This window comes from Marisediminitalea lipolytica, assembly GCF_001758465.1.
GTDB classification, from domain to species: Bacteria; Pseudomonadota; Gammaproteobacteria; order Enterobacterales; family Alteromonadaceae; genus Alteromonas; species Alteromonas lipolytica.
Map to the genome: position 1 here is coordinate 83,325 of NZ_MJIC01000006.1, position 13,733 is coordinate 97,057.

Genomic DNA, 13,733 nt, shown 5'->3' on the forward strand with positions numbered 1-13,733 from the left:
TGGAGGGATAGGTAAACCATAACAGCTTAGTGCATGGTCATCATGACATGTTAATCACGCATCGTATAGATTAAAAATTAACCGGTGCAAGATAGCAGCTGTGCTGCTAGAGACATTAGTCTGTTGTTGCCCTCCTGACATAATCAATTGCCTGGTCTGTTTGATCTTGCAACACCGGATTAATTTTACTGTGAGAAGGGCTCCAGCCTGCCAGAAAGCGATGAAAATCCGCGTTGGCCACGCAATACAAATCCTGCCAGTGCTGGCATATGTCTTTGGCCGTCGCGCTATCTGTTGTTGTGCCCAGCGCCTCTTTTAACCGATCGAAATAAAAGGCTAAACAATCGTCTGTATAGCGGCTTAGCTCGTTATCAGACATGACGCTCCCCAGAAAGTAAGCTACGTCCTGCACACCAGTACCGCCACCGACGTACTGAAAATCCACGGCTGCCACCGATTTTCCGTCCTCACTAAAGCAAAAATTAGCGACCTTGGCATCACCGTGTATCAGCGTTTGGTACGGGCATTCCCTTAATGCCTGGTCGAACCGTGCAGCATATTGCTTTAGCGGACCATCTGCCATTTGATCATATTCATCCTGGCGCGTAGCGAGATGCCAGTAACTACCTTGTGACCATAAACCTTCGGCAGGCTGCTGCATAAAGGTGGCATGGAAGGCGGCTAACCAGGCCAGTACAGGGCGACATGTTTTGGCATTTAACCTGTGATGACGGACAGGGAATCCCGCTTCATTAAGATCACTTAACACCAGAACAGTTATTTCATGCTGTTGATCGGTGACGATTAATTCTGCCACCCTGGCGTCAGAGGCTAATCTGGCTGCGTAATTTTGGTAAAAATGCTGCTCAATCTGATAGGAACGCCACTTCCGCTGCTGGCTGTGTTGACTGTTCCAGCCCCGGGGATGCTTAAAACTAGCCGGTTCGCGGATAAGTTTGATAATAAGATGCGATTGCCGGGCAGGAGAGTAACAACGTAACAACTGACCAAAATCACTCCACAGTGACTGTACCAATTCAAACTCTTGTAGTTGTGGATCTGCCAACAGACTTTGCAGCCACAAAACTAATTTTGGGTCGGGTGTCGTCATATAATCAGTGCTTATAAACAAAAAGGGCCAGCATGGCTGGCCCTCAGGTTTTGTGTTGTATCCTACAGACTGGCCGGGCGTGTCGTTGGAGCCGACGCGCTGGCAGTGGCATTACCAATGATTGCTATGCGACCAGACACGGTCAGCGCCGGACGCTGTTCGTCTGCTCTGGCAGTCAATGCCACCTCAATCATTGATGCTTCCACCGTAGCCGGGTTAGTCATCGGGTGAGATACGTTAAATTTACCCAGACTGTGAGCCATCTCAACCGTGGCCTTAGCGGTTTCAGCTGGTGCTGACTGTACCGTTTCAACAGGCTGTTCAACTTCTTCAGTTACCGCAGGTTCCGTAACTTCAGTTGCTGCTGCAACTTCAGTTACTTCTTCAATTTCTGCAACGGGCGCTTCTTCGCTAACCGGTTCAGTTACCTGAGAAGTAGTTTCTTCAACCGGTTCAGCTGCTTCAGTTTCCTCGGTCTGCGCTTCGGCCGGCGCATCTTCAGTTGCCGCTTGCTCAGCAACTTCTGGCGCTGCCTGCACTTCTTCAGTACTGGTTTGCGCTACAGGCTGTTCAGTCTGTACTTCAGTGTCCAGGTTGATTTCCACCTGCTGAGGTGCTTCTTCGGTTTCAGCAGGGCGCTCGTTAGTAACCGGTCTAACCGCTTCTTCGCTAACCGGAGCAGGTTGTTCGGCAGGCGTATCAAACTGCAACTCGTCCTGCTGCGCTGGCTGCGGCTGGCTATCGTCGTCTGATTTTTCTTTCTTACGACGCTGACCAGCGGCACGTGCGTGACGCGGCGAACGACGACTACGGCTACGAGAGCCCTTATCGCCACGGGCTTTGTCTTCATCGTCCTGCTGGTTTGCCTCTTCCTGGCTTTCTGCCGCAGGTTGCGCTGCGGCAACCTTTTCGGCCTCGCCCTGTTCACTCTGAACCGGCGCCGGTGAGGTTTGCGCGGCAACGTTTTCTGTAGCGACAGTTTCTTCAACTGCTGCAGCTACCGGCGCATCGTTAACCTTTTGCTCCTCGATTGTCTGAGCTGCGGCTTCAGCCGCTTTCTGTTCAGCTTTTTCCTGAGTTGCTTTGGTTTGCACCGGGTGCTTGTCAGTACCGCCTTCTGCACGAACACTGCCTTTTATTTCACGACGCTGACGACGCTCTTTAACCTGCTTTTTACGTGCTGGCTTTTCGGTTTCGCCCTGGGTTTCCTTAGCCTGAGCAGCAGACTCAACGGCTTCTTCGTTAACTTTATCGGCTTTATCAGACTGCGGCTTGTTACGTGAACGATTACGGCCACGGGTTTGCTTTGGTCTGTCCTGACGCTGGTTATCAGAATCCGCAGACTTTTCGTTGGTTTGTTGTTCCGCTGGCTTTTCGTTACCTTCGTTACGACGAGGTTTACCAGAACGGTTATTACGGCGACGGTCGTTATTGTTATTACGACGACGGTTATTCTGGTTATTGTTACGTGGTTTTGGCTTCGGCTTTTCTTCAACTACTTCTTCTTCTGAAGCGAATAAACCGGCTAACCATTTGCCCAGTCCCGCCAATAAACCGGTTTTCTTTTCAACTGGTTTTTCTTCTGGTTTTGGCGCTACTACCGGTGCTGCGGTAGGCGCAATTAAGCCCTGCAGAGCAGGCTCTTCACGCTTGACCGGCGTGGTTACACCACTGGATTTTTCTTCGCTTTCCACTTCTGCCAGCGCAATGTTGTAGCTGGCGTCGGTGATCACGTCATCCGTACGGTGACGAACGATTTGATAGTGTGGTGTTTCCAGATTCGGATTTGGGATCAGGATCAGGCTGACACCATGACGCTTCTCAATATTCTGAACGGCCTTGCGCTTCTCATTAAGCAGGTAAGTCGCTACAGCTACGGGTAACTGAGCTTCAATCTGGCCGGTATTGTCCTTGATACTTTCTTCTTCAAGAATACGCAGAATCGATAGTGCCAGGGATTCTGTTCCACGAACCGTACCATGACCAGAACAGCGCGGGCATACATTGTGCGCAGATTCACCCAGCGAAGGACGCAGGCGCTGACGGGACATTTCCAGCAATCCGAAACGCGAAATACGACCAAGCTGAACCCGTGCGCGGTCTGGTTTAACGGCATCCTTAATACGGTTTTCTACTTCGCGCTGGTGTTTAACCGGGGTCATATCGATAAAGTCGATAACGACCAGGCCACCTAAGTCACGCAGACGTAACTGACGGGCGATTTCATCTGCCGCTTCGAGGTTGGTATTCAGGGCTGTTTCTTCGATATCACCACCCTTGGTTGCGCGGGCAGAGTTGATGTCAATAGAGGTCAGTGCTTCAGTTGGGTCGATAACAATCGAACCACCGGAAGGTAAGCGTACTTCCCGTTCAAAGGCAGATTCAATCTGGCTTTCGATTTGGTAATGGCTGAACAGTGGTACATCGCCTTTGTACAGTTTTACGCGGCTTGCGAAATCAGGGCGTACCAGTTCAATGTGTTGCAGGGCCTGCTCGTAAACACGCTGTTTATCAATCAGAATTTCACCTACGTCACGGCGTAAATAATCGCGAATGGCGCGAACAATAACGTTACTTTCCTGGTGGATAAGGAACGGTGCAGGGCGCTCTTCTGCTACTTTTGAAATGGCTTCCCAGTGGGTCAGTAGTACCCGTAAATCCCAATCCAGTTCCTCGTAGGATTTGCCAACACCGGCAGTACGTACGATAAGGCCCATGCCATCTGGCAGGTCCAGTTTGGATAAGGCGGCTTTAAGGTCAGTACGCTCATCACCATCGATACGACGGGAAATACCACCGGCGCGCGGATTGTTAGGCATTAATACCAGATAACTACCGGCCAGTGATAAGAATGTAGTCAGGGCAGCGCCTTTCTGACCGCGTTCTTCCTTGTCGATTTGAACAATAACTTCCTGACCTTCCTTGATAACATCTTTAATGTTCGGACGGCCGTCAAGCTTGTAGTTTTTGGGGAAATACGTGCGGGCGATTTCTTTTAGAGGGAGGAATCCGTGGCGTTCAGCGCCATAGTCTACAAAAGCCGCTTCCAAGCTTGGCTCTACGCGGGTGATTTTACCTTTGTAAATATTGGCTTTTTTCTGCTCGTGTCCGGGACTCTCTATATCTAAATCATATAAACGTTGCCCGTCTACCAGGGCAACACGCAACTCTTCTTGTTGCGTTGCGTTGATTAGCATTCTTTTCATTGTATCTAACTCTGTTTCTTCTTACAGCCGTTCAGATACACAATTAAAGTGACTGTGCAAAACCTCACCGCGCAACCTCTCGTTGGGCAGGGATCCTGTTGTATTGTCGTATTACCCTTGATTCTATTCGCTTTTTACTTCTTAAAAAAAGCGTTTCTGTCTTTATTGGGTGTCGGGAACGACGGCCCTGATTCATCTTTTTTGGTGATCACCGAGCAAAACTTCGTTGCTCAGTGAATCAATGTCAATTCAATTCTGTATAACTAAACGGCAAATTATTTTTGCCATTGTCGCAAGTTTTCAGCTACGTGATTCTTCATCAACGCACGTTGTATTACTCAACTCACCCGTATGATAATTCCGCAAGCGGCGGGGGCTAAACAGCAATACAGACTCTGCGACCGGTTGTTTCACATTTTAGTTTAACGTTATTCTAACAACGAGTCTGTCAAACACTTGTCAGTGTTAGTTCTCAGTGTTGTGTCAGTTAAAACAAATTGATTATCGCACCAAAGCGAAGAAATAGGCAAGTAATACGAGCTGCCGGAAGTTAATTTACTTGGGTAAATGCCGGCAAGAGGCGCTTTTAGGGCTGTTTGTCAGTCTTACGCCGGGCCAATTTGCTTTATTCCGCGTGCAGTAAGTGAATGTCCGGTTCAAATACGGTAGAATCGCGGCCATGAAAACATCCGATCCTTCTGCCGTGACATCACAAGAAACCACTCCTGCAACCTCCCAGGTGCAAATTGTAGAGGCCGAGCCTGATTTGGCCGGTCAACGTGTCGATAACTTTTTACGTACTTATCTTAAAGGGGTACCGAAAAGCCTTATTTATCGTATTTTGCGAAAAGGTGAGGTGCGGGTGAATAAAAAGCGGGTTAAACCCGAATATAAACTGGCCGCGGGCGATATCATTCGGATCCCCCCGGTGCGGGTAAGTGAAACGCCCGAATTGCCTTCACCAAAACTTGAAAGAATAGCCAGTCTCGAACAGCATATTTTGTTTGAAGACAATCACCTTATTGTGTTTAACAAACCCTCTGGCCTTGCGGTTCACGGCGGTAGTGGTTTGAGCTTTGGCTTAATCGAAGGTCTGCGAGCATTAAGACCCGATGCTAAATTTATGGAATTGGTACATCGACTGGACCGTGATACTTCCGGCTGTATTTTAGTGGCTAAAAAACGCTCAGCACTGCGTCATATGCACGAGCAACTGCGTAACAGCCAGATGGACAAACGCTATCATGCGCTGGTAGCCGGGCAGTGGCCGCAAAATCGATTTAAGGTTAAAGCGCCTTTGCAGAAAAACATTTTGCAATCCGGCGAAAGGCTGGTCAGCGTCTCGGAACAAGGCAAGCCGTCTGAAACCCGCTACCGTATTCTGCAACAATTTGACAATGCGACCCTGGTGGAGGCGTCACCAATTACCGGGCGTACCCATCAAATCAGAGTGCATTGTTTACATGCCGGGCACCCTATTGCCTGTGACGATAAATATGGTGATGCGGAGTTTGACAAGAAAATGAAGGCTGTCGGTCTCAACCGCTTGTTTTTACACGCGGCGAGTTTACGCCTTACGCATCCGAATACAGAAGAGGTGGTGACCTTTACGGCCCCCTACGACGAGCAACTCAGCCATACAGTCAATGCGCTTAAAAAATAACGACGGATTATTATGACCAGGCAGTACGAACTCATCATTTTTGACTGGGATGGCACGCTGATGGATTCAGCAGCCAAAATTGTCAGTTGTATGCAAAAAGCCGCGCAGCGTTGCGGGGTAACCGTTCCCACCGCCGCAGCGGTGAGTCATATTATCGGTATTAGTTTAAAGCCAGCCATTAAGCAGCTGTTTAATACTGACGATGATGAGCTGGCCGAGCGATTAACGCTGGCCTACAAAGAAGTGTATCTGGGCGCTGATACCACGCCTTGCCCGTTGTTCGATGGTGTTGAAGCCATGCTGAGCGATTTAACCACAGCCGGATACAAACTGGCAGTCGCTACCGGTAAAGCCCGGCGGGGATTAAACCGGGCCTGGGAGCAAACCGGTACCGGGCATTTTTTTACTACGTCGCGCTGCGCCGATGAAGCAGACTCCAAGCCGTCGCCGGATATGTTGTTACAATTGCTGGCCGAGCAGGGGCTTTCTGCCGGACAGGCACTGATGATTGGTGATACTACCTACGACATGCAAATGGCCCAGGCGATTGGCATGGACCGGGTAGGGGTGAGCTATGGCGTGCATGCCGCAGTGAACCTGGCTAAACATCACCCTAAAGCTATTGTGCACAGCATTGACGAGCTGCACCGCTTAATAATGGCTGAAAGTTAAATCGAGCAAATTGATTTGCCAGTTTGCCAGCATATCACGCAGTAACATTACGGGCAGGCCAATCAGGGTATTCGGGTCCCTTGAGTCGATACGGTCGAACAACAGTACGCCGGCGCCTTCTGCTTTAAAACTGCCGGCACAGTCGTAGGGTTGTTCTTTTAATAAATAGCGCTCGATCACAGAGTCGCTCAGGGTAGAAAAGGTAACAAATACATCTTCAAACTGCGTTTGTTCACGCTGGCCGGCCTCATGCACCAAACTCAGTGCCGTAATAAACCGCACTTTATTACCAGAACAAAGTTCGAGCTGCTCCATGGCTTTATCCAGCGTACCGGGTTTGCCAAGAATATGCTGTTTACCTGCGCCATCGGTTACTGTAGCCACCTGGTCGCCGCCAATAATAACGGCGTCAGGGTAATCGCTGCCAACGGCACGGGCTTTTTCCAGTGACAAGCGGCAGGCTAAATCCTGAGGTGTTTCGTTGGGTTTTGCGGTTTCATCGATATTAGGGCTGATGCCCGGAACCTGAAAACCAATATTAGCTAATTGGGCCCTGCGGTAAGCTGAGGACGAAGCAAGGATAATTCTGGGTGCTGTCATGATTATTATATTTCTGTCGTCATGTTATAAACCCCTTTATAACAAGGGAATCGGCACAGAGTTTAGCGGAATTTGCCAGATTGGTAAAAAAACGATTAATCCTTTGACAGTAAAGGGCTGACGCTATAATATGCGCGCCCTATGCAGAAAGTGAAATTACCGCACCAGGTTGAACCGGTCAAAAGCGCGCTGAAACGCTCAGATTATGAGGGTGTCATTGCGACCAAAGACATGGAACGACTTATGGGTTCCGTTGTCAGTAGTGACGAATGGGTTGAAGTGAAAGTGCAGTTCAAAAAAGACGCGCAGGGTCTTACTGTTTTTCACGGCACTCTGGACACCGCGGTGGTTTTACTCTGTCAACGGTGTAACGAGGCATTTGATTGTCCGCTTCATGTTGATTTTTGTTTTAGTCCGGTGCAGGGACAACAAGACGCAGAAGCATTACCCGATGCCTATGATCCGGTAGAGGTCGGCGACCACGGAGAAGTCAATCTTCTTCAATTATTTGAAGACGAGCTGATTTTGTCGTTACCGATTGTACCCTTTCATGCAGAGGAAGCGTGTGCAGTCTCCAGTGACGATATGCAGTTTGGCGAGATTGAACCGGAACAGAAGCAACCAAACCCTTTCGCGGTTTTGAAAGAACTTAAGCGAGACCAGGAGTAAGTTATGGCAGTACAACAAAATCGTAAAACGCGTAGTAAGCGCGGCATGCGTCGTTCACACGATGCGTTGACAGGCGCGACTTTGTCTGTCGATGCAACGTCGGGTGAAACACACCGCCGTCACCACGTGACCGCTGATGGTTACTACAAAGGCAAAAAAGTTATCGGTAACTAAGTTACTGGTGCTGACATTTTGTCTAAACTAACCATTGCGTTAGATATCATGGGGGGCGATCATGGCCCCCCTGTTATTCTATCCGCTGTTCAAAAAGCTATTCAGTCCATTACCGATACTAAATTTATTTTGTGCGGTGATGAGAACGTTATTCTTCCCGCTCTGGAAAACCTGACACCGCAGCAACGCGACCGTGTTGTCGTGCGTCATTGTGCGCAAGTGGTGGAAATGGGCGAAGCGCCCACATCTGCATTACGTAATAAAAAGCAATCATCGATGTGGAGTGCACTGCAGCTGGTTGAGTCTGGAGAAGCCGATGCCTGCGTGAGTGCGGGAAATACCGGCGCGCTGTTAACCATGTCCTTTTATTTGCTTAAAACCTTGCCAGGTATCGACAGGCCTGCGCTGGTTTCTGACATGCCAACTGCCGGTCATCACCGGGTATTTTTACTCGACCTGGGTGCCAACGTTAACTGCACCTCTGAAATTTTGTTTCAGTATGGAGTGATGGGATCGGTTCTGGCCGAACAGTTAAGCGGAGTGCAGTCGCCGCGGGTGGCATTATTAAACGTTGGCGAAGAAGATATAAAAGGGAATGCTCAGGTTAAATATGCCGACCAGTTGTTTCGTAACGCCAAAGGCATAAACTATATCGGCTATGTGGAAGGTGATGACATCTTTACCGACTCTGCCGATGTGGTAGTTACCGACGGTTTTACCGGCAATATTGCGCTGAAGTCCTGTGAGGGACTTGCGAAGCTGGTAATTAATGAAGTAAAACGTCAGTCGCAGGCTAACTTTTTTAGCCGGATGATGGCGCGAATCGCCTTACCCTTACTAAAAACAGTTTACAATCGTGTGAACCCCGACCAGTATAATGGGGCCAGTCTGTTAGGATTGCGCGGCATTGTTATCAAGAGTCACGGCAATGCCTCAGCGGAGGCGTTTTATTACGCAATATTGCAGGCCAAGCAAGAAGCTGAGATAAACGTGCCTGAAAAAATAAAAAGTAGAATAGAAACCGTTTTATTGGAGCAACTTTGAGCAAATACTCTCGTATAATTGGTACGGGTAGCTATTATCCTAGCGACGTACGTACAAATGCCGATTTAGAGTTGATGGTGGACACCAGTGACGAATGGATCACTGACCGCACTGGCATTAAAGAACGCAGAATTATTGGTGCAGATGAAACCGCTGCGACTATGGGGGCAGAAGCCAGTAAAAAGGCGCTTGAGGCCGCTGGTATCGAGGCTTCCTCTCTGGATATGATAGTATGTGCGACAACCTCCGGCCGCCATGCTTTGCCAAGCACTGCTTGTGAAATCCAAAATATCCTCAACATTGATAACATCCCGGCCTTTGACGTGGCCGCCGCTTGTGCGGGTTACTGCTATGCATTAAGTATTGCCGATCAGTACATAAAAAGTGGTATGGCTAAACGTATCCTGGTGGTCGGTTCAGATTGTCTGAGCCGCCATATCAACCCGGCTGACCGCACTATGGTCATCCTGTTTGGTGATGCAGCGGGTGCGACGATTATTGAAGCCAGTGATGAGCCGGGTATTTTATCTACCCACATTAATGCGGCGGGTTCTTACGGGGACTTGCTGAAAATCGGTAATCCGGACAAAATGAATCCACAGTCCATCGACGAAAACTGGGGCTCCATGAAGGGCAACGAAGTATTTCGTGTGGCCGTAACCAAATTATCTGAAATCGTCGAGCAAACGCTGACTGCCAACAACATGCAGAAAAGCGATCTGGACTGGTTAGTGCCGCATCAAGCCAACTTTAGAATTATTAAAGCGACCGCCAAAAAACTGGATATGTCGCTGGATCAGGTTGTGCTGACGCTGGAAAAATACGGCAATACATCAGCGGCTACGGTCCCAACTGCGCTGGATGAGGCAATCCGTGATGGCCGCATCAAACGTGGACAACATTTATTGCTGGAAGCATTCGGCGGTGGTTTTGCCTGGGCTTCTGCTTTAGTTAGGTACTAACAACGCCAGGATGGTTTGTCTGCCGACAACACCTGTATTAGAACAATTATAAGGATGCTTTATGACTCGTATCGCCTGTGTGTTCCCTGGACAGGGTTCTCAAGCGGTTGGCATGCTCAAGGAGCTGGCCGACGTTCATCCGTCTATTCTCGACACCTTTGCGCAAGCCTCTGAAGCGCTGGGGTATGATTTATGGGACGTGGTGCAAAACGACCCGGATAACAAACTGAATGAAACTCAGGTAACGCAGCCTGCGTTATTAACTGCCAGTGTGGCTATTTACCGTCTGCTTGAAGCGCAGGGTATAGCACCAGAATACATGGCAGGTCACAGCTTAGGTGAATATTCTGCACTGGTTTGTGCTGGTGCACTGGACTTTGCTGAAGCCGTTAAACTGGTTGAAGCGCGCGGTGAGTTTATGCAGCAGGCTGTGCCTGCTGGTGCTGGCGCGATGTACGCCATTATTGGCCTGGATGACGACAGCATTGCTGAAATTTGCCAGCAAACCGCTGTTGCCACTGGTGATGTGGTATCACCGGTTAACTTTAACTCACCTGGTCAGGTAGTTATCGCTGGTGAGAAAAATGCCGCTGAGCAAGCGGCTAACGCCTGTAAAGAAGCCGGCGCCAAACGCGCATTGCCACTGGCAGTAAGCGTGCCTTCACACTGTGAACTGATGCGCCCGGCGGCGGATCACCTGGATGACAAGCTGGAAAACATCGCGATGGCTACGCCAGCGGTAAAAGTTATCAATAACGTAGACGTAGCGGTTGAATCTGAACCAGACGGTATTCGTAATGCGTTGGTTCGTCAGCTTTATTGTCCGGTACAATGGACCAAAACCATTGAGTTTTTGGCCGCGGAAGGTATTGATACCGTTATTGAAGTGGGTCCGGGGAAAGTGCTTACCGGGCTTGGCAAACGTATCGTAAAATCTGTTAATTATATTGCTGTCAATACGCCGGATACCCTGGCTTCCTGGCAGGCAGAATAATAGGAATCTTTTTTCAATGAGCGATTTACAAGGTAAAATTGCCCTGGTAACCGGCGCTAGCCGTGGAATTGGTAAAGCTGTTGCTACGCAGTTAGCAGCGCAGGGTGCGGTAGTGATTGGCACAGCAACCAGCGATAGCGGCGCTGCAGCGATTACAGAATACCTGGCAGCATCCGGCGGTAAAGGTATGAAGCTCAACGTGACCGAAGAAGGTGCCGTTGACGGACTGATCAAAGCCATTACTGAAGAATTTGGTCCGGTAGAGATCCTGATCAATAATGCAGGTATCACACGTGATAATCTGTTAATGAGAATGAAAGACGAAGAATGGCAGGCGATTATCGACACCAACCTGACGTCTATCTTTTCATTGTCAAAAGCCGTTTTGCGTGGAATGATGAAGAAACGTTTTGGCCGCATCGTGAATGTTGGCTCAGTAGTGGGCAGCTCTGGTAATGCAGGTCAGGCTAACTACGCAGCGGCAAAAGCCGGTGTGATTGGTTTTTCTAAATCATTGGCACGTGAGGTTGCTTCGCGTGGGATTACGGTGAATGTTGTAGCGCCAGGCTTTATCGATACCGATATGACTAAAGCCCTGAGCGATGAGCAACGTGAAGCCATTTTCAAAGATATTCCGGCGAATCGTTTAGGTCAGCCAGAAGAAGTGGCAGCAACAGTGGCGTTCCTGGTGAGCGACGGTGCGGCGTACATCTCTGGTGAGACTATCCATGTAAATGGTGGAATGTACATGGGCTAATTCTACTTTGTGTCAAATTTTGCATATTTGCATTGACACACAGACAGAGAAAGCCTTGAATGTTAAAATCTTGTTGATTAAACTTGGTTCGTTGCTGGTTTGACCAGATGGATTGTTCCTACTGGTCGCTTGCAAGCGATTATTTTGCAAAATAAACTAGCGACAATTTTTTTGTATCTAGTGACGTTAAGGGAAACCTAGAATTATGAGTAACATTGAAGAGCGCGTAAAAAAAATCATCGTTGAGCAGCTTGGTGTTAAAGAAGAAGAAGTAAAATCCGAAGCATCTTTTGTTGATGATCTGGGCGCTGATTCACTTGACACTGTTGAGTTAGTAATGGCGTTGGAAGAAGAATTCGACACTGAGATTCCAGACGAAGAAGCAGAGAAAATCACTACTGTTCAGTCTGCAATCGACTACATCAACGCTAACAAAGACGCGTAAGCCTCTTTTTAAGCGATGAAAAACGGCTCTGTAACGGAGCCGTTTTCGTATGTATTCCGTGACCATTTCATTACTCAATCCTGAGTTGTCACGGGTAATTTATTCTGATTAGTTCCAATGCGAGGACATACTGTGACAAAACGTCGCGTAGTGGTTACTGGCTTGGGTATGCTGTCTCCCTTAGGCTTGTCGACAGACAAAACCTGGCGCCGAATTCTGGCTGGCGAAAGCGGGATTGGCGACATCACCCATTTCGATTGCAGTAACTATTCCACCCGCTTTGCTGGTCAAATCAATGATTTTGATCCGCAAGAGTATATCGATAAAAAAGAAACCAAGAAGATGGACCGCTTTATCCAGTTAGGTATTGCTGCTGGTAAGCAGGCATTACAGGATTCCGGTCTTGAGGTTACCGCTGACAACGCTGCGCGTGTAGGCGTTGCGATTGGTTCTGGTATTGGTGGTCTTGAGCTCATCGAGGAAAACCACAGCAAGCTGGTTAACAGTGGTCCTCGTCGGGTTTCACCATTCTTCGTGCCTTCAACCATTACCAACATGATTTCTGGTTTTCTTTCGATCATGGAAGGCTTGAAAGGACCTAACCTGAATATTGTTACCGCTTGTACTACAGGTGTACACAATATTGGTGTAGCGGCGCGGACGATTGCCTATGGCGATGCTGATGCCATGCTAGCCGGTGGCGCAGAAGCATCTATTACGCCGTTGGGCATGGCAGGCTTTGCCTCTGCCCGGGCGTTGTCTTCACGCAACGATGCACCACAACAAGCCAGTCGTCCATGGGACAAAGACCGTGACGGTTTTGTTATGGGCGAAGGCGCAGGTGTAGTCATGCTGGAAGAGTACGAAGCCGCAGTGGCTCGTGGTGCTACCATTTATGCTGAGCTGGTCGGTTTTGGTATGAGCGGTGATGCGTATCACATGACTTCACCACCAGAAAATGGTGAAGGCGCGGCTGCGTCTATGGTGCATGCGATTAACGATGCTAAGATCGATCCGACTCTGATTGGTTATATCAATGCCCATGGCACCTCTACGCCAGCCGGTGATATTGCCGAAGTATCAGCAGTGAAGAGCGTTTTTGGCGACCATGCTTATAAAGTACTGGTTAGCTCAACCAAGTCGATGACTGGTCACTTACTTGGCGCAGCCGGTTCGGTAGAAGCGATTTTCACTATTCTGGCGCTGCGTGACAGATTAGCACCGCCAACCATTAACCTGGATGAGCCGGGCGAAGGTTGCGATCTGGACTTTGTTGCGCATAAAGCCAAAGCCTTTGAAGAAGAGTATGCCCTGTGTAACTCTTTTGGATTTGGTGGCACCAACGGCAGCTTGATTTTCAAGCGCCCTTAAGCCATTTCAGTCTGTTAAGAAGGGGAGCCGCTGGCTCCCTTTTTATTTTGCCCGGTTATCCATCA

Annotated in this window: 13 protein-coding genes; 10 read left to right on the forward strand and 3 right to left on the reverse strand. The window is 48.9% G+C overall.

The annotated features are described in order from the left end of the window. Positions 1-115: 115 nt before the first annotated feature. Positions 116-1,111, reverse strand: a complete 996-nt coding sequence (locus tag BFC17_RS03300) for a phosphotransferase (protein WP_070175041.1) — start codon at positions 1,109-1,111, stop codon at positions 116-118. Between the two features lie 62 nt (positions 1,112-1,173). Continuing rightward, the gene (rne, locus tag BFC17_RS03305; protein WP_070175042.1) at positions 1,174-4,317 is read right to left on the reverse strand and encodes a ribonuclease E; all 3,144 of its coding nucleotides are present in this window, start codon (positions 4,315-4,317) and stop codon (positions 1,174-1,176) included. A gap of 679 nt (positions 4,318-4,996) precedes the next feature. On the opposite strand from rne, the gene rluC reads away from it, so the two are divergent. Continuing rightward, on the forward strand, positions 4,997-5,980 hold the full coding sequence (gene rluC / locus BFC17_RS03310) for a 23S rRNA pseudouridine(955/2504/2580) synthase RluC (protein WP_070175043.1): 984 nt from the start codon (positions 4,997-4,999) through the stop codon (positions 5,978-5,980). A gap of 12 nt (positions 5,981-5,992) precedes the next feature. Further along, positions 5,993-6,652, forward strand: a complete 660-nt coding sequence (locus BFC17_RS03315; RefSeq protein WP_070175044.1) for an HAD family hydrolase — start codon at positions 5,993-5,995, stop codon at positions 6,650-6,652. Here the strand turns inward: BFC17_RS03315 and BFC17_RS03320 are convergent. After that, positions 6,632-7,252, reverse strand: a complete 621-nt coding sequence (locus BFC17_RS03320) for a Maf family protein (RefSeq protein ID WP_070175045.1) — start codon at positions 7,250-7,252, stop codon at positions 6,632-6,634. The two genes, BFC17_RS03315 and BFC17_RS03320, sit on opposite strands and share 21 nt — an antisense overlap. Positions 7,253-7,393: 141 nt before the next feature. Here BFC17_RS03320 and yceD point away from each other — a divergent pair, with 141 nt between their 5' ends. The 8 genes from yceD to fabF all read left to right on the forward strand — a co-directional run bounded on the left by yceD (position 7,394) and on the right by fabF (position 13,668). Beyond that, positions 7,394-7,921 carry a 23S rRNA accumulation protein YceD gene (gene yceD / locus BFC17_RS03325; protein ID WP_070175046.1) on the forward strand — a complete coding sequence of 176 codons (528 nt, stop codon included), beginning with the start codon at positions 7,394-7,396 and terminating at the stop codon, positions 7,919-7,921. Between the two features lie 3 nt (positions 7,922-7,924). After that, entirely contained in the window at positions 7,925-8,095 is a 171-nt protein-coding gene (gene rpmF, locus BFC17_RS03330; RefSeq protein WP_070175047.1) for a 50S ribosomal protein L32, read from the forward strand. Positions 8,096-8,113: 18 nt separating this feature from the next. Next, complete coding sequence (gene plsX, locus BFC17_RS03335; protein WP_070175048.1) at positions 8,114-9,139, forward strand: phosphate acyltransferase PlsX; 1,026 nt, start codon at positions 8,114-8,116, stop codon at positions 9,137-9,139. After that, on the forward strand, positions 9,136-10,101 hold the full coding sequence (locus BFC17_RS03340; RefSeq protein ID WP_070175049.1) for a beta-ketoacyl-ACP synthase III: 966 nt from the start codon (positions 9,136-9,138) through the stop codon (positions 10,099-10,101). The genes plsX and BFC17_RS03340 overlap by 4 nt, the downstream gene beginning before the upstream one ends. Before the next feature lie 61 nt (positions 10,102-10,162). Continuing rightward, positions 10,163-11,095: an ACP S-malonyltransferase gene (gene fabD, locus BFC17_RS03345; RefSeq protein ID WP_070175050.1), complete on the forward strand. Its 933-nt coding sequence runs from the start codon at positions 10,163-10,165 to the stop codon at positions 11,093-11,095. A 16-nt stretch (positions 11,096-11,111) separates the two neighbouring features. Continuing rightward, positions 11,112-11,852, forward strand: coding sequence for a 3-oxoacyl-ACP reductase FabG (gene fabG, locus BFC17_RS03350; RefSeq protein WP_070175051.1), 741 nt, complete (start codon positions 11,112-11,114; stop codon positions 11,850-11,852). A gap of 205 nt (positions 11,853-12,057) precedes the next feature. Next, the gene (gene acpP / locus BFC17_RS03355) at positions 12,058-12,297 is read left to right on the forward strand and encodes an acyl carrier protein (RefSeq protein WP_018981476.1); all 240 of its coding nucleotides are present in this window, start codon (positions 12,058-12,060) and stop codon (positions 12,295-12,297) included. Positions 12,298-12,429: 132 nt separating this feature from the next. Beyond that, positions 12,430-13,668: a beta-ketoacyl-ACP synthase II gene (gene fabF / locus BFC17_RS03360; RefSeq protein ID WP_070175052.1), complete on the forward strand. Its 1,239-nt coding sequence runs from the start codon at positions 12,430-12,432 to the stop codon at positions 13,666-13,668. Positions 13,669-13,733: the final 65 nt, after the last annotated feature.